Source organism: Stenotrophomonas sp. PE591 (assembly GCF_018320795.1).
GTDB lineage: Bacteria > Pseudomonadota > Gammaproteobacteria > Xanthomonadales > Xanthomonadaceae > Stenotrophomonas > Stenotrophomonas maltophilia.
Window position 1 is genome coordinate 948690 of record NZ_JAAOKO010000001.1, and the last position, 21919, is coordinate 970608.

17 protein-coding genes are annotated in these 21919 nt (G+C 66.5%); 8 read left to right on the forward strand and 9 right to left on the reverse strand.

The genetic code is table 11. From position 1 onward, the window contains the following. The first annotated feature begins 76 nt into the window (after positions 1-76). The 4 genes from JLDANKMP_RS04805 (at position 77) to lpxH (ending at position 5650) form a co-directional block, all read left to right on the forward strand. Positions 77-3001: a TonB-dependent receptor gene (locus JLDANKMP_RS04805; RefSeq protein ID WP_212560636.1), complete on the forward strand. Its 2925-nt coding sequence runs from the start codon at positions 77-79 to the stop codon at positions 2999-3001. A 142-nt stretch (positions 3002-3143) separates the two neighbouring features. Beyond that, the gene (locus tag JLDANKMP_RS04810; RefSeq protein ID WP_005408252.1) at positions 3144-4289 is read left to right on the forward strand and encodes a glycosyltransferase family 1 protein; all 1146 of its coding nucleotides are present in this window, start codon (positions 3144-3146) and stop codon (positions 4287-4289) included. After that, positions 4270-4809: a phosphatase PAP2 family protein gene (locus tag JLDANKMP_RS04815; protein ID WP_005408251.1), complete on the forward strand. Its 540-nt coding sequence runs from the start codon at positions 4270-4272 to the stop codon at positions 4807-4809. The genes JLDANKMP_RS04810 and JLDANKMP_RS04815 overlap by 20 nt, the downstream gene beginning before the upstream one ends. A 94-nt stretch (positions 4810-4903) precedes the next feature. Beyond that, positions 4904-5650, forward strand: a complete 747-nt coding sequence (lpxH, locus tag JLDANKMP_RS04820) for a UDP-2,3-diacylglucosamine diphosphatase (protein WP_005408250.1) — start codon at positions 4904-4906, stop codon at positions 5648-5650. Positions 5651-5737: 87 nt separating this feature from the next. Here the strand turns inward: lpxH and JLDANKMP_RS04825 are convergent, their stop codons facing one another. Then, on the reverse strand, positions 5738-6991 hold the full coding sequence (locus tag JLDANKMP_RS04825) for a zinc-dependent metalloprotease (protein WP_212560637.1): 1254 nt from the start codon (positions 6989-6991) through the stop codon (positions 5738-5740). Between the two features lie 225 nt (positions 6992-7216). Between JLDANKMP_RS04825 and JLDANKMP_RS04830 the strand changes: the two genes are divergently transcribed. Beyond that, positions 7217-8674: a DUF2235 domain-containing protein gene (locus tag JLDANKMP_RS04830; RefSeq protein WP_212560638.1), complete on the forward strand. Its 1458-nt coding sequence runs from the start codon at positions 7217-7219 to the stop codon at positions 8672-8674. A 68-nt stretch (positions 8675-8742) separates the two neighbouring features. Here the strand turns inward: JLDANKMP_RS04830 and JLDANKMP_RS04835 are convergent, their stop codons facing one another. The 6 genes from JLDANKMP_RS04835 to JLDANKMP_RS04860 all read right to left on the reverse strand — a co-directional run bounded on the left by JLDANKMP_RS04835 (position 8743) and on the right by JLDANKMP_RS04860 (position 14981). Further along, positions 8743-9567 (reverse strand): ferritin-like domain-containing protein, encoded by an 825-nt coding sequence (locus JLDANKMP_RS04835; protein ID WP_212560639.1) that lies wholly within the window; start codon positions 9565-9567, stop codon positions 8743-8745. A gap of 9 nt (positions 9568-9576) precedes the next feature. Continuing rightward, positions 9577-11043 carry an amidophosphoribosyltransferase gene (purF, locus tag JLDANKMP_RS04840; RefSeq protein WP_005408246.1) on the reverse strand — a complete coding sequence of 489 codons (1467 nt, stop codon included), beginning with the start codon at positions 11041-11043 and terminating at the stop codon, positions 9577-9579. Positions 11044-11073: 30 nt separating this feature from the next. Next, entirely contained in the window at positions 11074-11853 is a 780-nt protein-coding gene (locus JLDANKMP_RS04845; protein WP_012479253.1) for a CvpA family protein, read from the reverse strand. A 46-nt stretch (positions 11854-11899) separates the two neighbouring features. After that, positions 11900-12943 carry an SPOR domain-containing protein gene (locus tag JLDANKMP_RS04850; protein ID WP_212560640.1) on the reverse strand — a complete coding sequence of 348 codons (1044 nt, stop codon included), beginning with the start codon at positions 12941-12943 and terminating at the stop codon, positions 11900-11902. An 81-nt stretch (positions 12944-13024) separates the two neighbouring features. After that, the gene (gene folC / locus JLDANKMP_RS04855) at positions 13025-14296 is read right to left on the reverse strand and encodes a bifunctional tetrahydrofolate synthase/dihydrofolate synthase (protein WP_059033280.1); all 1272 of its coding nucleotides are present in this window, start codon (positions 14294-14296) and stop codon (positions 13025-13027) included. A gap of 40 nt (positions 14297-14336) precedes the next feature. Continuing rightward, positions 14337-14981, reverse strand: coding sequence for a histidine phosphatase family protein (locus tag JLDANKMP_RS04860; protein ID WP_212560641.1), 645 nt, complete (start codon positions 14979-14981; stop codon positions 14337-14339). 226 nt (positions 14982-15207) lie between these two features. On the opposite strand from JLDANKMP_RS04860, the gene JLDANKMP_RS04865 reads away from it, so the two are divergent. Further along, a complete protein-coding gene (locus JLDANKMP_RS04865; protein ID WP_212560642.1) occupies positions 15208-15831 on the forward strand; it encodes a hypothetical protein in 624 nt (207 codons plus the stop codon). A gap of 126 nt (positions 15832-15957) precedes the next feature. Here the strand turns inward: JLDANKMP_RS04865 and JLDANKMP_RS04870 are convergent, their stop codons facing one another. Further along, entirely contained in the window at positions 15958-18120 is a 2163-nt protein-coding gene (locus JLDANKMP_RS04870; RefSeq protein WP_212560643.1) for a S46 family peptidase, read from the reverse strand. A 478-nt stretch (positions 18121-18598) separates the two neighbouring features. Between JLDANKMP_RS04870 and tdh the strand changes: the two genes are divergently transcribed. Beyond that, on the forward strand, positions 18599-19621 hold the full coding sequence (gene tdh / locus JLDANKMP_RS04875; protein WP_010483949.1) for an L-threonine 3-dehydrogenase: 1023 nt from the start codon (positions 18599-18601) through the stop codon (positions 19619-19621). A 132-nt stretch (positions 19622-19753) separates the two neighbouring features. Here the strand turns inward: tdh and JLDANKMP_RS04880 are convergent, their stop codons facing one another. Then, positions 19754-20449: a TorF family putative porin gene (locus JLDANKMP_RS04880; protein ID WP_005412357.1), complete on the reverse strand. Its 696-nt coding sequence runs from the start codon at positions 20447-20449 to the stop codon at positions 19754-19756. A 198-nt stretch (positions 20450-20647) separates the two neighbouring features. Between JLDANKMP_RS04880 and kbl the strand changes: the two genes are divergently transcribed. Then, positions 20648-21856 (forward strand): glycine C-acetyltransferase, encoded by a 1209-nt coding sequence (gene kbl, locus JLDANKMP_RS04885; protein WP_005408238.1) that lies wholly within the window; start codon positions 20648-20650, stop codon positions 21854-21856. Positions 21857-21919: the final 63 nt, after the last annotated feature.

Here is a 21919-nt window from a genome sequence, read left to right on the forward strand (position 1 = left end):
CCACCGCCTGCGGTGGCGTTGGCGCGGCCCGCTTGGCTGCGCACCGAAGACTTCGAAGACTGAGAGAGAGACACCCATGACCATCCGTATTCCCGCACTGGGGCTGGCGATCCGTCGTGCGCTTGCAATCACGGCGACCACAACCCTGGCCGTTCCAGCGCTCGCGCAGCAGGCACCGGAAGCCACCACGCTGGACCGCATCGAAATCACCGGCTCACGCATCCGCCAGGTCGACCTGGAAACCGCACAGCCGGTGCTGACCGTCAGCCGCGCCGACATCGAGCGACAGGGCTTCAACTCCGTTGCCGACATCCTGCAGAACCTGACCGCGACCGGCAGCCCGGCATTGAGCCGCGCCAGCCCGTTGAGCGCCGGCGAAGCCGCCGGCGGCAGCTACGTGAACATGCGTGGCCTCGGTGCGCAGCGCACCCTGGTGCTGGTCAACGGCAAGCGGCTGGGCATGACCACTTCGGGTTTTCAGGACATCTCCAGCATTCCTGCCGCTGCGGTGGAACGCATGGAAGTGCTCAAGGACGGTGCCTCGGCCATCTACGGGTCCGACGCGATGGCCGGCGTGGTGAACATCATCACCCGGCGCAACATTCAGGGTGTAACCGCCAACGTCTATCACGGCCAATACAGTGAAGGCGACGGTGCCCGTACCCAGTACGACGTGGTTGCCGGCTGGTCCAATGACCGTGCTTCCATCAGCGTTGCTGCCGAGCATGTCGAAGAAAAGGGCGTCTGGGCCAGGGACCGCGGCTTCAGTGCCTATACCTATACCGACGGCCACGCGGATGACGGCTGGACCACGGTCGGCCAGTGGGGTCGCATCACCGGCTTCAAGGGCCCCGGCTGCAGCAACAGCCGGGGCTGCAGCTATTCGCTCGACCGTGGCAGCCAGCCGGGCGGGCCGGACAGCTTCCACCTCAGCGACAACACACCGTTCACCGGCGATGTCAGCAACAGCAACGAGCAGATGCATCTGCAGACGCCGATCAAGCGCGATTCGATCTTCGTCGATGCGCGCGTGGAGTTGAACGACCAGGTCCGTTTCAACACCCAGCTGGCCTACAACCGGCGCACCACCACGCGCCAGATTGCCGGCTATCCCTTCCAGTCCGTCCCAGCCGGCATCACCCCGATGTCGGCCGACAGCTGGTTCAATCCGTTCGGCAGCCATCACGGCTACGACACGCCCAGCGATGTGCACTGGAACCGTCGTACCTGGGAGATTCCTCGCGTCAGCACCAGCGATCTGACCACTTGGCAGGCCGTCGCGGCACTCGAGGGCAACTTCGAATTCGGCGGTCGCGACTTCGACTGGGAAGCGGGTTACCAGTACAACCGCAGTGAGCTGACCCAACGTGCCACTGGCAACCTGCACAAGCAGCGCGTGGCCGATGCCACCGGTCCTTCGTTCTACAACCCGGCAACCGGCAAGGTCGAATGCGGAACGCCGGATGCGCCGATCGCAGGCTGCAAACCCTGGAACCCGCTGGTTCCGTATGGCCAGGACGATCCCTATGGCCTGACCGGCAACACGGAGCTCCAGGATTGGCTGTTCCCGGAAGAACTCACCCGCGGCCGCACCACCACCCGCAACCTGTTCGCCAACCTCAGCGGCAGCCTTGCCAGCCTGCCCGCCGGTGAGCTGGGCTTCGCCGTGGGGGCCGAGAGCCGCCGCGAGGACGGCCGCTTCATCCCCGATGCGCTTGCGCAGACCGGTGCCACCACCAACCTGGCGGCAGGCCCCACCGGTGGCGGCTACCGCGTCGATGAGGCCTACCTGGAACTGAGCGTGCCGGTGCTGCGCGACCTCGCCGGTGCCCGGGAGCTGACCCTCAGCGCGGCGACGCGGTACTCGGACTACTCCACCTTCGGCGGAACCCTCAACAGCAAGTTCGGCTTCACCTGGAAGCCGATCGATCAGCTGCTGGTCCGCGGCACCTGGGCACAGGGCTTCCGTGCGCCGACCATCGCCAACCTGTACGGCGGCGGCTCGGAGACGTTCACCACCGGCTTCCGCGATCCCTGCGATACGGTCCATGGCGCAGCCGCAAGCAGTGCCGAGGTCCGCGCGCGCTGTGCTGCCGACATCGCCAACGCCGACACCTACCGCCAGCTCGGCCAGGGCAATGAACCCATCACCGGCAGCAGTGGGCAGACTCCCCTGCCCTTCACCAACGGCTCCAATCCCGACCTGCAGCCGGAAACTTCGACCAGCCGCACTCTGGGCCTGGTCTGGAGCCCGACGTTCGCCGAAGGGCTTCACATCGCACTGGACTGGTGGAAGATCCGCATCGACAACACCATCGTCTCCGACCATCCCAACGACATCCTTCGCGACTGTTACGAGCTGGGTATTGCCGAGCGCTGCAGCAGCTTCACCCGCGACCCGGAGCTGGGCATCGTCAACAAACTCAACTTCGGCAACCGCAACAGCGGCTTCCGCCAGGCAGAAGGCTACGACCTGGAGATCGGCCACAAGGTCGAAACCCGCTGGGGCAGGTTGAGCGCTGACTGGAAGTCCACCTATGTGGTCAACGCCGAAGAGAAAACCACCAACGAAGCCGGCGTACCGGCCATCCCCAGCAATGGCATTGCCACCAACGGCGGCATCGGCTTCCGCGTGCGCTCCAACGCGTCGCTGGGCTGGGAGCATGGCAACCTCGGCCTGACCTGGGGCCTGCGTTACTTCTCCGCCGTCAAGGAACGCTGCCTGGGTGCGGAGGATTATCCGAACGAGTGTTCCCACCCCGACCAGCGCGCGCCGTGGTTCAGCGGTACGCGCGACTACAACCGTCGTGGATCGGTCACCTTCCATGACGTGCAGGCGCGCTACAGCCTGCCGTGGGACGCCACCGTTTCAATCGGCGCCAACAACGTCTTTGGCCGCCAGGGCCCGGCCATGTACAGCCAGCCGAGTGCCAACTTCTCCTACTACGGTGGCTTCGACATCGGCCGTTTCATCTACATGAAATACCAGCAGCGCTTCTGATCCACGCACCACGCACGGTGCCCACCACGGCCCTTCGGGGCCGTGATGGCGTACGCTTCCGGCCGCGTCATCTGCCGGTCGCAAAGCGGTCACATCGGCTACATCGCCAGGCCCGAGCATGCCGGAAACCCGGAGGCCCGCCATGCGCTATGCCATCGTCACCGAGACCTATCCGCCGGAAGTGAACGGCGTTGCCCTCACCGTGCAGGGGTTGGAGCAGGGACTGCGCAATTCCGGCCATGAGATCGACCTGATCCGGCCCCGCCAGGCCAACGAAGCGCTGGACTCCGCACCGGGCACCCTGTTGGTTCCCGGCGCCGCCCTGCCGCGCTACCCCGGCCTGCGCTTCGGCATGCCGGCACCGATCCGGCTCGGTCGCCATTGGCAGCAGCAACGCCCGGATGCCGTCTATGTCGCCACCGAAGGCCCACTGGGCTGGTCGGCGGTGCGCACCGCACGGCGCCTCGGCATCCCGGTGGCCAGTGGCTTCCACACCCGCTTCGACGAGTACCTGCCCGACTACGGCGTGGCCTGGCTGCAGGCCGCCGCGATGCGCTGGATGCGCCGCTTCCACAACCAGGCCGATGCAACCCTGGTACCTACCCGCGAACTGCAGCAGTTCCTCGGCGAACAGGGCTTCGAACGCGTGCGCCTGCTGGCGCGCGCGGTCGACAGCCAGCAGTTCGATCCGAACCGCCGTGACCCTGCCCTGCGCGAAGAGTGGGGCGTGGACGGCAACGGCCTGGTGGCGATCTACGTCGGCCGCATCGCCGCGGAAAAGAACCTCGGCCTGGCGGTGAAGGCCTTCCGCCGGTTGCAGCAGATCCGTCCGAAGGCCCGCTTCGTGTGGGTGGGCGATGGCCCGGCCCGCGAAAAGCTGGCGCATGAAAATCCCGACTTCATTTTCTGCGGCGTCCAGCGTGGCGATGCGCTTGCACGTCATTTTGCCAGCGGCGATCTGTTCCTGTTCCCCAGCCGCAGCGAGACCTTCGGCAACGTGACCCTTGAAAGCATGGCCAGCGGCGTGGCAACGGTGGCCTTCGACTACGGCGCGGCGCGCGAGTACCTGCGCAATGGCGAGAATGGCGCCGCAGTGGACAACGACGAGCAGTTCATCGACGCGGCCGTGCAACTGGCCGCGGATGACGCGCAGCGCCACGTGCTGGGCAGCAACGCCGCACGCGCCATGAAGCGCCTGCATCCGCAGCAGGTGGTGGCGGAATTCGACGCCCTGCTGGCCGAACTGGCCCAGTCGCGGAGGACCGGCCATGCGCACAACGCGGCTTGAACTGCTGGCCGACCGCGAAGCGCGCCTGTGCCGGCGGGCCAACCACTACTGCCGCCGCCGCCGTGTGCGCCGCCTGTTCGCGGTCATCAGCCGGCTCGGTGATGGCGTGTTCTGGTATGTGCTGATGGGCGCCCTGGTGCTGCTTGATGGCTTCGATGGCCTGCGCGCATCGGTGCACATGGCCGCCACCGGCCTGGCCGCGCTGTTGCTGTACAAGGGCCTCAAGCGCTGGACCCGGCGCCCGCGCCCGTATGCCGCCGACCTGCGCATCCGTGCCTGGGTGGCACCGCTGGACGAGTTCAGCTTTCCCTCCGGGCATACCCTGCACGCGGTGTCGTTCACCATCGTGGCGCTGGCCTATTACCCGTGGCTGGCGCCACTGCTGGTGCCGTTCACGGCGGGCGTGGCGCTGTCGCGGGTGGTACTCGGCCTGCACTACCCGTCCGACGTGCTGGCCGCCACCGGCATCGCCATCGGGCTGGCCTCGGCCAGCCTGGCCTGGTTGCCGTTGCCGGTGTAGCCCCCGGGGTCAGATCCGTTTTCCTTCGGAGAGGGATCTGATCCCCACGATGCCGGCGGCGCTACCGTCATCGTTGATGCCCTAGAATGCCCGCATGACCACGTTGTTCATTTCCGACCTGCACCTGGACCCCAGCCGTCCGGAGATCACCGACCTGTTCCTGCGCTTCCTGCGCGAGCAGGCGCCCGGCGCCGATGCGCTGTACATCCTCGGCGACCTGTTCGAAGCCTGGATCGGTGACGACACGCCCTCGCCCGCCGCCGACGCGGTGGCCGATGCACTGAAGGTGCTGTCCGACAGCGGCGTGCCGGTGTACTTCATCCGCGGCAACCGTGACTTCCTGCTTGGCGAGGACTACGCGCGCCGTGCCGGCCTGCGCATCCTGCCCGACCCGTGCATGATCGACCTCTACGGTCGCCCGGTGCTGCTGCAGCACGGTGACCTGCTGTGCACCGATGACATTCCCTACCAGCAGTTCCGTGCACAGACGCGTGACCCGGTGTTCCAGGCACAGTTCCTGTCACAGCCGCTGGCAGCGCGTATCGCGTTCGCGCAGAAGGCGCGCGAAGCCAGCCAGGCCCGCCAGTCGGAAATGAAGCAGGGTGATCGCGCGCAGTTCGAGACCGTCACCGACGTGGCGCCGTCCGAAGTCGATGCCACGTTCGCGCGCCATGGCGTGGACACGATGATCCATGGCCACACCCACCGCCCGGCGATCCATTCGCTGCAGGCCGGTGGCCGTGCCTGCACCCGCATCGTGCTGGGTGACTGGTACGAGCAGGGATCGGTGCTGCGCGTGGATGCCGGCGGCTGGTCGCTGGATACGCTCGCGCGCGAATGATGGGTCCGAAGGTGCCAACCAAGGTTGGCATCTACCCGGGCAGGTGCACGTGCCCGGGTAGACGCCGCGCCTGGTCGGCGCCTGGCCTCAGCGGAAGGCCGCGATGGTCGCTTTGGTATTGACCAGCACGCGCTGGTTGTCGGCGGTACTGGCATTGCCCATCGGGATGCCGTTGTAGCTGATGTTCGGGTTCGACCAGTAGTTCAGGCGCGGGCAGCTGCGGGTGCAGTTGTAGGCCATGATCGTGCGCCAGCCGGTGCCGGTGGACGGTTCATAGCGATAGCCATGGCCATAGGCGTACGGCGAGGTGCTCGAGTCGGTCGCGATATCATGCCGCGCGCTCTGCAGGTGGCCGATCTCGTGTGCGAAGGAGTAGTAGCCGGTCGCGCAATCCCAGTACACCGCCGCGAAAGCGGTCGACGCGGTCGAGCCGATGCCCGAGGCCAGGCCGCAGTAGGCACTGTTGTTGATGAGCAGCACGCCGACGTCGGCCGCGGTGGTGTTGCGGCTGGTGTGGATGCTGTCCATGTAGCCATCACTGGTGCCGCGGAAGCGCGCCAGATCGGTATCGAAGCTGCCGGACTCGGTGTAACTGGTGGTCTCGTAACCGGCCAGCTGCATGGTGATTCCAACGTTGCTGTTGACGTAACCCTGGTTGGACTCGGCCACCGCCAGCTGCACCAGCGACTGCATGTTGCCGCCATAGGCAGTGACCGCCGCATTGGTCGCCACCACCAGCACGCGGATGGTGGCCGGGCTACCGGACGAGGCCTGCGCGGTGCCGATGTGGTCGTTGTCGGCCATCGGGATCTTAGGCAGCTGGTTGTAGTCAGCCGGATGATCGGCTGGCATCCTCGATTCGTCGACTTCGACCAGCACGTGGCGGTTACCCAGTGGACGCAGGCGATAAAGCTTGCCGTCCTTGCGGATCGAACCGGTGATGGTGTCGCCCGAACGTACCAGGATCAACGAATTGCCCGGATCGTCCTGGCCGCTGGAGGTGGCGGCGGTCAACCGGTCGGACGGCGAACGGAACTGGCCGTACCAGATGCTGCCACCATCGGGCAGCGCCTCGACCTTGCTGCGCACCGCCTGCACCCGTTTGCCGAGCAGCTCGAATTCCAGCTGCGGCTGCGCCGTAGCCGCCGCGTCGACACGCACTTCCTGCACCGTCGCCGTGGACGGGGTGGCCAGCAGCTTGCCGAGTGCAGGCTCGCTGTTGGCCGATGCCCGGCTGATGACCGTCACCGGTTCGAACAACGGTGCCGCATGCGCGGCTGCCGCCACCGACAAACCCAACACCAGGCCACCTGCCGCTTTGCCAATCGATCTGGACAACATTGCGTCGCTCCTTGAATGATGTGAACAGCGTTGATGCAGCACGCCCGGGTTTGCCGGGTTTGGCCATATGGCCTGCGCGGGTCGTGTGAATTCAATAGAAGATGGGAATGAAAATCAGGAACTGTGATCGACCGCATCTGCGTTAAGTAAGGTCAAAAGCGTCACTACACTTCGCCAATACACCGCTTTCGCGCTACCGTGACGCGGCCACGACGGGGAATGCACATGGCACCAGCGAAGGACACGGACGAAGATGTCGGCTTGCTGCGGATCGGCCTGTTCTTCGACGGCACCCGCAACAACGCACACAACCTGGCGCGCGGCCGTCCGCAGGTTCCGCAGCCTCGACCGGCGCAGCTGCGCGCGGACGATGATTCGACCTACCAGAGCCGGCTGACCAGCAGCTACGACAATGGCCTGACCAACATCGCGCGCCTGCAGCAGCTGTATCCGGACAGCCGCCGTGATGCGCTGGCCGCTCCCTCGCTGTCGATCTATGTCGAAGGCGTGGGTACCCGCGATGATGCCGACGACGATCTGATCGGGCTGGCCTTCGGCATCGGTGCCAGTGGCGTTCGCGCGAAAGTGCAGCGCGCGCTGCAGGTGCTGCTGCCGGCCGCACTGTCGGGACTATCCGCACGCTGGCAGCGACCGCTGCATGGCGTGCAGCTGGACCTGTTCGGTTATTCACGCGGTGCTGCTGCCGCACGTGACATCGCCAACCAACTGCAGGGCTGGGACAGCGTGCGCTGGCGCCAGCTGCTGCAGGCCGCCGGCCTGTCCTGCACTGCGAACTTCGCCCCGGCCACGCCGGTGCTGCGCTTCATCGGGCTGTTCGACACCGTTGTCGCAGTCAATGGCGGCCGCGCCGATGAGCGGCCGCAGCTGGCCCTGCACAGCGGCATCGCCGGTCGCGTCGTGCAGCTCACTGCACGCGATGAACATCGCCAGCACTATCCGTTGACCAGCGTGGCACCGCCGTTTGCCGAGATCGCCCTACCCGGCGTACACGCGAATATCGGCGGTGGCTACAACCAGCTGGAAGAAGGTCCCAAGCTGCTCAGCCGCCCGCGCCGGCAACAGTTGCGCCGCCCCGCGGTTGCCGACTACCAGGTCCCTCCACTGGCGTTGCTGCGGGCCACCACGGTCTACGCTGAAACGCAGGCCGATGCCGAACGCTGGCGCCAGCAGCTGGGCGTGGGTGAGAAGGAGGTCTGGGTGGATGTCTGGCACCAGTGGCAGCAGCAGCGTCGCGCCGGCAGCCGCAGCGTGCTGTTGTCACCGGTGCTGTATGTGACCGCCGCGGTGGTGCTGCGTCGGCGCATCGACTGGCGTTACCAGCTGATCGCACTGCAGGTGATGCAGCAGCAGGCCATCGACGCCGGCGTGCAATGGACCGCCAATGCCGCCGAGGTTCCTGGCTGGGAGCTGCCGTCCGCCCTGCAGCCGATCGCACGGCGCCTGGTGGCCGGACAGCCGCTGACGCAGACACAGGAGGCGCTGCTGCGCCGGCGTTACCTGATGCAGTCGGCGCACTGGAACTTCGATGCACTGGGCGACACCGCACTGACCTACGCCGCCGATGCCGGCGTCAGCGAACTACCCTACCGGCCGGGTCCCGGCCTGTTCTACATCAACCGGCCGACGGTGGATGGCAAGCGCGTGGTATTGCCGAACGCCTGAAAAAAGGGGACGGAGGGGATCAAGTCGTTTGTGCCACAAACGACTTGATCCCCTCCGTCCCCTTTTCTTCAACCGGCCTGTTCGACCAGGTTGGCGAGCTCATCCGCATCGAAACCGGCCAGCAGGCGCGCTTCCACGTTGAACGGTCCGTGCAGGTAGCCGCCGGCGTACTCCACCAGCAGTTCATTGAAACGTGCACGCGGTTCGACGCCGGCGCGGTCGCAGTACCAGCGGTACCAGCGCGAACCGGCAGCCACATGTGCCACTTCCTCGCGCAGGATCACTTCCAGCACATCTGCGGTCTCGCCATCGCCGACATTGCGCAGTTTCCCGATCATGCCGGGCGTCACGTCCAGGCCGCGCGCTTCCAGCACGCGCGGCACCAGCGCCATGCGTGCCAGGCCATCGTGCGCGGTCTTTTCGCACATTTCCCACAGGCCGTTGTGCGCGGGGAAGTCGGCGTAGTCGTGGCCATGCACCTGCAGGCGCTCCCGCAGCAGCATGAAGTGCCGCGATTCGTCGTCGGCACAGCTGACCCAGTCGGCATGGAACGCCGGCGGCAGGCCGCGGAAGCGGTACACCGCGTCCCAGGCCAGGTCGATCGCGTTGAGTTCGATATGCGCGATGGCGTGGATGAAGGCAGCCCGTCCTTCCACACCGCCCAGTCCGCGCCGCGGCACTTCGCGCGGATGCACCAGCACCAGCTGCGCCGGCCGGCCCGGCATGCGGATCGGCTCTGGCGGTGGCGCGTCGGCAGCCACCTTCAGGCGGCCGGCACGGAACGCAGCGGCGTAGGCCTGGGTCAGCGCCACCTTGCGCAGCGGGTCGGCTTCGGCCAGGCACTGCTGCGCTGCGCGCAGCAGGTCGCCAGCAACGTCGGGCACGTCAACCACGCCTGGACCTCAGGCGCGGCGCTTGTGCTTGGCGTCGTCCGAACGCAGCTGCTGGATGCGCTCGAAGTAGCCCGGTTCAATGCCGGTCGGGTAGTGGCCGTTGAAGCAGGACGAATCGAAGTTGCGCAGCGCCGGATTGCCCTCGCTCACTGCCGCTTCCATGTCTTCCAGGTCCTGGTAGATCAGCCAGTCGCAGCCCAGGTGGGCTTCGATCTCTTCCACGGTGCGGTTGTGCGCGACCAGTTCCTCGGCCGCCGGCATGTCGATGCCGTAGATGTTCGGGTAGCGCACCGGCGGCGCGGCGCTGGCCAGGTAGACCTTGCGCGCGCCCGCGTCACGGGCCATCTGCACGATCTGCTGGCTGGTGGTGCCACGCACGATCGAATCGTCCACCAGCAGCACCACGCGGTTGCGGAACTCCAGGTGGATCGGGTTGAGCTTGCGACGCACCGACTTCACGCGTTCGCCCTGCCCCGGCATGATGAAGGTACGGCCGATGTAGCGGTTCTTGATGAAGCCTTCGCGGTACTTCACGCCGAGCACGTTGGAGATCTCAAGCGCAGCGTCGCGCGAGGTATCCGGGATCGGGATGATGGTGTCGATGTCGTGGTCCGGGCGCAGGCGCAGGATCTTCTCGCCCAGCTTGATGCCCATGCGCATGCGCGCCTTGTGCACCGACACGTTGTCGATCATCGAATCCGGGCGTGCGAAATACACGTATTCGAAGATGCACGGGGTGTGCTCGGCCGGCTCGGCGCAGATCTCCGAGAACAGCTCGCCACGCGCGGTGATCACCAGCGCTTCGCCTGGCTGCACATCGCGCACGCGCTGGAAGCCCAGCACGTCCAGCGCGGCCGACTCGGACGCCACGATGTACTCGTCGCCCTCGGCATGGCTGCGCTTGCCCAGCACCAGCGGACGGATGCCATGCGGGTCGCGGAAGGCGACCAGGCCCAGGCCCAGCACCACGCTGACCACTGCATAGCCACCCTTGCAGCGGCGGTGCACGCCAGCCACCGCGCGGATGGCCGCTTCCGGGCTGAGCTGGCGCTGCTGTTCCAGTTCGTAGGCGAACACGTTCAGCAGCACTTCGCTGTCCGAATCGGTGTTGACGTTGCGGCGGTCCTGTTCGAACACCTGCTGGCGCAGCGCCTCGGTATTGATCAGGTTGCCGTTGTGGGCCAGCGCGATGCCGTACGGCGAATTGACGTAGAACGGCTGCGCCTCGTCCATGCCTTCCGAACCGGCAGTCGGGTAACGCACGTGGGCGATGCCGACGCTGCCTTCCAGGGTGGACATGGTGCGGGCATCGAACACATCGCGGACCAGGCCGGTGGCCTTCTGCACGCGCAGGCGGCTGCCGTTGGCGGTGGCGATGCCCGCCGCGTCCTGGCCACGGTGCTGGAGGACGGTCAAGCCGTCATACAACTGCCCGGCGACGTTCTGGTTGCCGACGATTCCGACGATGCCACACATGGTGCGAGGTCTCCGCTGGGCTGTGCCCAGTTACAAGGAAGGTGGCCGTACCTGGCCGCGGTGGTCGCCGCGCCTGCGGTCGACATTGGCCGGATCGCCCGGCTCGATACTGTCCGGCAGTGCTGGGGCGTCCGGACGCACTTCGGCCGGATCGTAGGAATCGCCCTGTTCCGCTTTCGCAGGCCGCAGCCATCCGCTGCCTGCCACTACCTGGTTGAGGATGCCATTATCGCCTGCCGCGCCCGGCTTTCCCAACCCGGCGCCCGCGTTCTTGCCCAACTCCATCAATGCAGATGGGGACAGCGCGTCGGTCGGCAAGGCCTTGGGCAGCAGATCGGCCCCGGGAACCTCCCAGTGCGGCAGCTTGCTGTTCATCCAGGCAACGGTGGGGTTCAGCAGCGGGCGCACCGCAGAGCGCTGCCAGGAGGGCTCGGCAGTCAGCGGGGTGAAACTGCCCAGCAGCAGCAGGATCGCGGCGATCAGGCCGCCCCGCACGGCGCCCAGCACCCCGCCCAGCAGGCGGTCCAGGCTGGTCAGCATGCTGCGGTGGACCAGAGCCTTGATGACCATGCCGATCACCGCAACCACGATCATCACGCCGATGCCAACCCCCAGGTAGCCACCGACGAAGTGTTCGCCACCGGGGGCCGCCGGGGCGGCCCACCAATGGGCGGCGTCATTGCCGAAGGCGAAGGCCGCCCACGCGGCCAGCAGCCACGACAGGGTGCCGATGACGATTCCCACGAAGCCGCGCAGCATCCCCAGCAGGGTGGAGGCGGCGATCACGATCAGCAGCACCACGTCGATCATGGCGCCCCGCTCCTTCGGCGGCGCTGGCAACGAGGCTGCGCGTGGGTCATGGGTGCGGTCGGACCATGCCGGCCACGCCGACCTTGGCGGCAACCTGCGCCTTCAGCTGCTCGGCATCGCCACGGTTGGCCACCGGCCCGACGCGGACGCGATGCAGGGTGCCCTTTTCGGTGCGCACCTGCTCGACAAAAGCACTGAAGCCGGCGGCGCGGACCTTGTCGCGCAGGGCGTTGGCATCGTTGGCCTGGCCGAACGCGCCCAGCTGCACGGCAAAGCCGACGCCGCTGGCGGCCGGTGCTGCCGGCGTGGCCGGGGCCGTTGCCGGGTTGCTGGCGGTGGCCTCCGGCTTCGGCTCGGGCTTCGGGGTTTCGGGCTTCGGCGCCGGCTTCGGCGGCTCGGGCTTGGCCGCCGGAGTGGTCGTTGCAGTCGGCGTACTCGGCGGCAGGTTTTCACTGCGCACCGGGTTGCTGCTGGCCGACGGCGCGGTGGCGGCGGATGGGGTACTGGCGCTCGGCGTAGCCGGTGCCGGGGTGGCTGCCACCGGGGCGCTGCTGTCCGCTGCGGCATCCAGGGTGATCACTTCGGCCTTCACATCGGCACGGATCTTCACCGCCTGCAGGCGGGCGGCCTCGGCCTGTGCACGGTCGGCGTACGGCCCCACGCGCACGCGCCATGCCTGGCGGCCGTTGATGGTCGCCGTTTCGGCGAAGCCCGGCAGCTGCGAGCGCTGCAGGTAGGCGATCACCGCATCGGCGTCGGCCTTGCTGCCGTAGGCACCGAAGGTAACCGCATAGTTGCCGGCGGCGACCGTCGGCGAGGTATCCACGGTCGGCGGAGTGGCCGGCGTGGCGGCGTCCTGCAGCGGCTTGGCCTGCCCGGTCTGCAGGCCGGTGGCGCCACCGGCCGGGGCGACCAGGGGCAGCTCACGGGTTTCGAACTGGCCATCGGCCGGTGCATCCGGCGCGGCGATCGGCACATTGGCCACGCCGCTGTCCGGTGCGGGTCCCTTGACCAGCATCGGCAGGAAAATCACGGCCAGTGCCACCAGCACGATGGCACCAATCAGACGCTGTTTCAGAGGCGTATCCACGTGAGGCAGGCAACTGTCCGGAGATTGGCATCGATTATACGGGTGCCGGACCGGACGGCGTCGGCGTTGGCTGAACGCGTATCAGGCATCGCCCTGCAGCCATTGCAGGGCGGCGGCAGCGGTATGGAAGGAGCCGAACACCAGCACGCGGTCACCGCGCTCGGCCTGGGCCAGCACCTGCGCCAGTGCCTGTTCGACGCTGTCAGCCAGCAGCGCCGTGGCGGCGGCGGTGCCGGCCAGGCGTGCCTGCAGCTGGGCGGCGCTCTGCCCGCGCGGGCCTTCCAGCCCGGCCAGGGTCCACTCGCCCACTACGTCCTCCAGCGCCTGCACCACCCCCGCTGCGTCCTTGTCCTGCAGCGCGGCGTACACCGCCAGGGTGCGCCCGGCAGAGACCTCGGCCTTCAGCGCACGCGCCAGCTGGCCCGCCGCCTGCGGGTTGTGGCCGACGTCGACGCGGATTTGCACGCCATCGCGCTCGAATGCCTGCAGCCGGCCGGAAATGCGTGCCGCTGCGACACCGGCGGCCCACGCCGCACGCGGCACCGGCTTGTCCAGCGCGCGCAGCGCGGCGATGGCGGCACCCGCATTGGCCAGCTGGATCGGGCCGGCCAGCGCCGGGGTCGGCAGTTCCATGCGCAGGCCGACATCGCGCCAGCGCCAACGCTGCGCATCGATCGGCTCGTAGAAATAGTCGCTGCCACCACGGATCGCATTGGCGCCAACCAGGTAGGCACGGCGCAGCACGCTCGACGGCGGATCGGTCTCGCCCAGGATCACCGGCTTCCAGCCGCGGATGATGCCGGCCTTCTCGGTCCCGATCGCCTCGCGATCCTCGCCCAGCCACTCGGCATGGTCGATGTCCACGGTCGTGATCACCGCCACGTCAGCATCGACGATGTTGACCGCATCGAGGCGGCCGCCCAGGCCCACTTCCAGTACCGCCAGGTCCAGCCCGGCGTCGGCGAACAGCTGCAGCGCGGCCAGCGTGCCGTACTCGAAATAGGTCAGCGTGATCTCGCCACGCACGGCTTCGATGGTATTGAACGCGGCGACCAGCGCGGCATCGTCCACGTCCTGGCCGTCGATGCGCACGCGCTCGTTGTAGCGCAGCAGGTGCGGCGAGGTGTAGGCACCGACCTTCCAGCCGGCGGCGCGTGCAATGGCTTCGATGAAAGCCACGGTTGAGCCCTTGCCGTTGGTGCCACCGACCACGATGGTGCGCTTGGCCGGCGCGCCCAGGCCCATCGCTGCGGCCACGGCGCGCACGCGCTCCAGGCCCATGTCGATGCTCGCCGGGTGCTGGCGTTCAATGTAGTCCAGCCAGTCGGCCAGGGTGGTCGGGGTGTTCGTCACGGCAGCGGTTCCAGCAGAAGCAGTTGATGCGGGGGATGGATCAGAGGGCGCGGTGCTTGGCTTCGCCGAAGAACGGCGTCTGGTGGGCGCAGTCGTTCAGGCGCACCACTTCCAGGCTGTCCAGGTCGGCGCCTTCGAGCAGGTTGAGCGTGGTCGGTGCCTGGCGGAAGGTCCACAGGCGGGAAAGCGGCAGGCCCAGCACCTTGCACAGGATCACGCGGTTGACCGCATCGTGCGCAACCACCAGCAGAGTGTCGTGCTCGCCGAGGCCTTCGGTGGCACGCGCCAGCCCACGCCAGCTGCGCTCCAGCACCAGGCGCAGCGATTCGCCGCCGGGCATCAACACCGTATCCGGCTCCTCGCGCCAGGCCTGCAGGCGCGACGGATCCTTCTCGTGGATCTCGCTCGCCAGCAACCCTTCCCATTCACCGTGGGCGATTTCCTGCAGCTCGGGCTCGGTCAGCAGCATGTCGGCGCGGGCGGCGCCAAGCGCCAGCTGCGCGGTGCGCTGCGCGCGCGACAGCGGCGAGGCAACGGCACGGGTGATGTCCACCGAGGCCAGGCGGGCACCCAGTGCCTGGGCCTGGGCTTCACCGATCGGCGAAAGCGGAATATCGATCTGGCCCTGGTAGCGGCCTTCGGCGTTCCACGGCGTTTCGCCGTGGCGGGCAAGCAGGATGCGCATGCGTGCAAGGGGTCCTGGGGGGAGGAGGTTTCCGCGTTTCGTTCACATCCTGTGAAGTACGCGGAACAGGGATGATACCTGTTCGGCGCACCGGGCCGGTCAGCCAAGCGCACAGTGCGACCAACGAGGTCGAAACGGACAGCCACGTTCACTTCTCAATTTGCAACCAATCTGATGGTATTGCTGGCAACCGATGTCCATGCTCTGGGCTTTTGCGGGCCCATCCATGTCCAATCGCTCCTACCTGTGCTGCAGCCCCTTGCCGGGCATCTATCCCAGTTTTGCCGACGACTACGATTCCGACTTGCAGACGCTGGCAAATGATGTCTACTGCATACCGCTGCTGTGGCCTGCGCTTTTCACGCCCGAGGATTTCCAGCGGGCTGATTTCGAAGTCGATGGCGAAGTTGTGATCGGACAGGCACCTTCGGCACCCAAACAGAAAGTGCTCGAAACCCTTCGGCGCCGCCGCACAGGCGTCGTCCAGGCACTTAAGGGTATCGGTGATCTTGCTCCGTACGTGAACATGCTCGAGCGGGTGATTGAAGACGCACCGTATGAGTTCATTTCAATCGAAATGGACGAAATTGCCGCCCTGAACGATCCAGAGGAAGAGTTCTATGAAGCGTTCAAGCGCTTGTTGTCCGGATTGGATGCACCGGACGAAGACGTTTGCGAACAGCTGATCGCGCTGGCTGCAATGGAACACAGCTGGCCTATCCCATCCGTCCGCCTGCATCTCGACAGCCTTGAGGGCTCGGAAGATGACTACTGGAATCACTGTCGGGTGCTCGGAGCGGGCAGCGATGTGTCGGGAATGGGGCGCCCGGTTCCCTGGGAAACCGCTTAAGGCTGCTGACAAAAAACCCCGCGACAGACGTCGCGGGGTTTCAGGATTTGCAGTAGATCCACGCCATGTGTGGATGCACCGCCCGGCAGTATCTGCAGGTGCTGCCGGCCAGCGGCCGGCACTACCTCACTTCGCCAGGTTCAGTTCCTTCAGCAGCTGCGGCGCCGGCGCCACTTCCTGCATGATCCACTGCATGTAGCGGCTGTCGACGGCGATCATGCGGGTCATCACCGGGTCGAACACCCAGTTGGAGCTGACCGATTCCCAGTTGCCATCGAAGGCCAGGCCGACCAGCTTGCCGTTGGCGTCCAGCACCGGCGAACCCGAGTTGCCACCGGTGATGTCCAGGTTGGACAGGAAGTTCACCGGCACCGAACCAATGCGCTTGTCTTCCAGGCCGCCGTAACGCTTGGCCTTGACCGCATCGAGCAGCGCCTTCGGCGAATCGAACGGATCCTCACCGGTTTCCTTCGCCGCCACGCCTTCCAGGGTGGTGAACGGGGTGTACTTCACGCCGTCCTTGCCATAGCCCATGACGTTGCCGAAGGTGATGCGCAGCGACAGGTTGGCGTCCGGGTAGACGAACTCACCCTGGCTCTTCTTGTAGTCGGCCACGGCCTGCAGGTACAGCGGGCGCGCGGTCAGCGATTCGCCTTCGCGGATCTTCTTCTGCTCTTCCTGCTTCAGCAGCGCCGGCATGACGGCCACGGCGTACTGGATGGCCGGATCATTGCTGGCCTCAAACGCGGCGCGGTCGGCCTTGAACCATTTCAAGCGTGCGTCCAGGCTGCCCAGCTCGGTGCCCGACAGCTTGCCCACCAGCGACTTCACCGCAGCGGCATCGCTGCCGGCCAGCCACTTGTTCAGCACTTCGTTGTCGCGCTGTGCGGCCGGCAGGGCCACGTACTGGTCCAGCCAGTAGGCCTGCAGCTGCTGGTCCATCTTCGCCACGTAGCGGCGGTCCATCTGCTTCAGGCCACCTTCGATGGTGGTCAGGTCGCGTTCCTGGTAACCGGCTTCGCGCTCGGCATCCGGCTTGCTGCGCTCGATCGACAGGCGGTACAGGGTGATCGCCGCGCCAACGGCCGAGGTGTTGTTGAACTGACCGACGAACAGGTCGCGTTCGCGGGTCGACTTGCTGGTATCCAGATGCTTGAGCAGCTGTGCGTGTGCGGCCAGCGCCGGCTTGCCGGCAGCGCCCTGCTTCTTCAGCCACGCCAGCACCGCGGCTTCTTCAGCCTGCTTCTGGCCAGCGGCGTCGATGCGCTTGAAGCCTTCCAGCTGGCCCAGGTAGTTCTTGGCCACGTTGTTCATGCTGGCGGCGGTGGCGGCGTACTTCACCTTGACGTCGGCGTCGGCCTTGCCGGCGTCGGCGATCATCTTCAGCACGGCGTTGTAGTGCTTGGCGATGGTCGGGTAGGTGAAGCTGGCGGTTTCGTTGAATTCACCGGCCAGTGCATAGCGGTTGGTGCGGCCCGGGTAGCCCGCCACCATCACGAAGTCGTCGGCACCCAGCGGCTGGTCGGCGAACTTCAGGAAGTGCTTGGGCTGGTACGGCACGTTGTCGGCGGCGAAGGCGGCCGGCTTGCCGTCCTTGCCGACGTAGGCGCGGTAGAACGAGAAATCGCCGGTGTGGCGCGGCCACATCCAGTTGTCGACGTCGCCGCCGAACTTGCCGACGCTGCCCGGGGGCGCGTAGACCAGGCGCACGTCCTTGATTTCCATGTTGCGGAACAGGCGGTAGGTGTTGCCGCCGGAGAAGCTGTACAGGCGGCAGCGGAAGCCGGCATCGGCTTCACAGGCGGCGACCTGGGCCTTGTCGAAGGCGTCCAGCGCGCGGCTGCGGGCCAGCGGGTCGTTGCCGGCGGCAGCGATGGCGGCCTTGGCCTGGGTGGTGACGTCGGTGATCTGGTCGAGCACGAACACGCGGGCGTTCGGGCCGGCGCTCAGTTCGTCCGTCAGGGTCGGCGCGTTGAAGCCGTCCTTGATCAGGTTCTTCTGCGCGGTCGAATTCAGCTGGATGGCGCCATAAGCGCAGTGGTGGTTGGTGACCACCAGGCCCTGCGGCGAGACGAAGCTGGCGGTGCAGCCGCCGAGGGCGACGACCGCGCCCATCGGGTCGCCGGTCAGGTTGGACAGCTGTTCCGGGGACAGCTTCAGGCCGGCCTTCTGCAGCGGGCCGGCGATTTCCGGCAGCTGCTGCGGCACCCACATGCCTTCAGCGGCATGGGCGACCTGGGCCAGCCCGAGGCTGGCGACGATGGAGAATGCAAGCAGGTTCGAGCGCATGGAGCGGCCCCTGGTAGTGGAACCCTCGATTGTAGCCCGCCGCCCTGCCCCGCCCCGAACCCCGGAAGTCATGGGCCTACTTCTCGCGCTGCCATGCGCACGTCGGCCGCGCACATGGAATCGTCCAGAGGGGGCGTGGTCACCCTGGCCGGGACCGTTGGCGCCATGGGCCGGGCGCATGCGACTGGCGGGTTGGGCAGGACGCCCAACCCCGGTCTTGCCGTGTGCGCAGGACAGCGCGCACGAGCAAGGCGCCATCGAGCACCATGGATGGGCTTTTGCGTGTCCCGGCCTGGGTGACCACGCCCCCTCCCCCGGAATCAAGGAGGCGCTGCTGTTTGCGGCACGTTCGAAACGCCCGCCGGCGCACGCCTTTCGTTCCGCCACTGAACCCGCAGCGCAACATGGGAAATCCGCGCGGCACCCTATAATCCGCGCTTTCCCCCTGATGAGTTCCACCCCGATGGCGCAGCAAACGATGAAGGCCCTGGTCAAGCGCGAAGCGGCCAAGGGCATCTGGCTGGAAGAAGTTCCGGTGCCGACCCCGGGCCCGAACGAGGTCCTGATCAAGCTGGAGAAGACCGCGATCTGCGGTACCGACCTGCACATCTACCTGTGGGACGAGTGGAGCCAGCGCACCATCAAGCCGGGCCTGACCATCGGCCACGAATTCGTCGGTCGCGTCGCCGCACTCGGCTCGGCCGTGACCGGCTATGAAATCGGCCAGCGCGTCTCGGCCGAAGGCCACATCGTCTGCGGCCACTGCCGCAACTGCCGTGGCGGCCGCCCGCACCTGTGCCCGAACACCGTCGGCATCGGCGTCAACGTCAACGGCGCCTTCGCCGAATACATGGTGATGCCGGCCAGCAACCTGTGGCCGATCCCGGACCAGATCCCGTCGGAGCTGGCTGCGTTCTTCGACCCGTACGGCAATGCCGCGCACTGTGCGCTGGAGTTCAACGTGATCGGCGAGGACGTGCTGATCACCGGTGCCGGCCCGATCGGCATCATCGCCGCCGGCATCTGCAAGCACATCGGTGCACGCAACGTGGTGGTGACCGACGTCAATGATTTCCGCCTGAAGCTGGCCGCCGACATGGGCGCCACCCGCGTGGTCAACGTGGCCAACCAGTCGCTGAAGGACGTGATGAAGGAACTGCACATGGAGGGCTTCGACGTGGGCCTGGAAATGAGCGGCAACCCGCGTGCGTTCAACGACATGCTCGACTGCATGTACCACGGCGGCAAGATCGCCATGCTCGGCATCATGCCCAAGGGCGCCGGCTGCGACTGGGACAAGATCATCTTCAAGGGCCTGACCGTGCAGGGCATCTACGGCCGCAAGATGTACGAGACCTGGTACAAGATGACCCAGCTGGTGCTGTCCGGCTTCCCGCTCGGCAAGGTGATGACCCACCAGCTGCCGATCGACGACTTCCAGAAGGGCTTCGACCTGATGGAAGAAGGCAAGGCCGGCAAGGTTGTTTTGAGCTGGAATTGACCCTTCGCCGTGCGCGATGGGTGGGTGCCGAGCTTGCTCGGCACACCTTGAAATTGAAAAAGGCGCCCGATGGGCGCCTTTTTCTTTGGTGTTGCCGGCCAGCGGCCGGCACTACCCGTAACGCCTGCGGCGTTACTTGCCGACGGCGACGCTCAGCATCACCCGGCTGTGGGCCAGCTTGCCGGAATTGTCACGGCCGTTGCCGTCGGTGCCGTAGTAGCCCAGGCCGACGTTGAACAGGCCGAACTGGCGCGCGACGCCGACGTTCCAGTCGGTGTAGTCCTTGGCGATGCCGTCCTCGAAGGTGCTGCGACCGACGTTGGCATTCAAGGTGAAGTCCTTCGGCAGGCCCCAGCTGCCGCCCAGGCCGAAGTACCAGCCATCGGTGCTGCTGTTCCAGACATCGTTGGTGTAGGCCACCGTCAGCTTGTAGGTGTCATCCAGCGTGGTGGTGGTGATCAGCTCGTTGTAGTTCTGGTGGCTGGACTTCAGGTAGGTGTAGCGGTTCAGCAGCACGTCGAAGTTGACGCGCTCGGTGACGTCCACGCCGTAGCCGATCAGGTAGTCGACCTCGGTCTTCGGGTCACCCGCACCAAAATCCACGCCCGAGCCCCACACGCCTGCGTACAGGCCAACCGGGCTGGTGTAGGTGAAACCGGCCTGCAGGGTCGGATCCTCGTCGGTCTGCGACACACCACGGAACAGGTAATCGGAAACAGCGGTGACGTTCCAGCTGTACGGCGATTCGTTTTCCTGAGCGCTGGCGGCGAACGGGGCGGCCAGGGTCAGGGCAGCGGCAATGGCGAGGCAGGCACGGGCGTGCTTCATGGGCGTCTCCGAGGGTGGCGGGGGCGGGAAGGGGGAGCGGGCAACCGGCGCCAGACAGGCGCGGTTCACGAATTTTTAACCCGTTTGCTATTGCGATGCAACATGTGCCACCCGTGGCGGTGCCCTGCCCGGCCCGGTCGAAGGCCGTCGTAGCCCGGTAGAATCAACGGTTTCCCCGTTCAGAGCCGTGCCCACGCCATGACCGACGCCTCCTCCGCCCTGACCCGCCACTACGCCGAGGAACTGGACGCCATCCGCGCCCAGGGCCTGTTCAAGTCCGAGCGGATCATCACCAGCCCGCAGTCGGCCGAGATCACCCTCGAGGATGGCCGCAAGGTGCTGAACTTCTGTGCCAACAACTACCTGGGCCTGGCCGACCATCCGGACCTGATCCAGGCCGCCAAGGATGCGCTGGATACCCACGGCTTCGGCATGGCCTCGGTGCGCTTCATCTGCGGTACCCAGGACCTGCACAAGCAGCTGGAGAAGCAGATCGCCGACTTCTTCGGCAAGCAGGACACCATTCTGTACGCCGCCTGTTTCGACGCCAACGGCGGCCTGTTCGAACCGCTGCTCGGTGAGAACGACGCGATCATTTCCGATGCACTGAACCACGCCTCGATCATCGACGGCGTGCGCCTGTGCAAGGCCAAGCGCTTCCGCTACGCCAACTGCGACATGGCCGACCTGGAAGCCCAGCTGCAGGCCGCCGATGCCGCCGGCTGCAAGACCAAGCTGATCACCACCGACGGCGTGTTCTCGATGGACGGCTTCATTGCCCCGCTGGACGAGATCACCGCGCTGGCGAAGAAGTACAACGCGCTGGTGCACATCGATGAGTGCCACGCCACCGGCTTCCTCGGCGCCACCGGCCGTGGCTCGGCCGAAGTGAAGGGCGTGCTGGAGAAGATCGACATCATCACCGGCACCCTGGGCAAGGCCATGGGCGGCGCACTGGGCGGCTTCACCTGCGCCAGCGCCGAGGTGATCGAGCTGCTGCGCCAGCGTTCGCGGCCGTACCTGTTCTCCAACTCGCTGCCGCCGCATGTGGTGGCCGCCGGCATCAAGGCATTCGAGATGCTGGCCGCCGCTGACGACCTGCGCGACACCCTGGTGGAGAACACCCGCTACTTCCGCGAAAAGATGGTCGCCGCCGGTTTCGACGTGAAGCCGGGCGTGCACCCGATCAGCCCGGTGATGCTGTACGACGCGCCGCTGGCGCAGAAGTTCGCCGAGCGCCTGCTGGAAGAAGGCATCTACGCGATCGGCTTCTTCTTCCCGGTGGTGCCCAAGGGCCAGGCGCGCATCCGCACCCAGATCAGCGCTGCGCACAGCCGCGAGCACCTGGACCGCGCGATCGATGCGTTCACCCGCATTGGCGTCGAGCTGGGCGTGATCAAGGGTTGATCCCAGCGGTCAAAGCGTGCCGACCAAGGTCGGCACCTACCGGAGCTTGAGGGCGTGCCGACC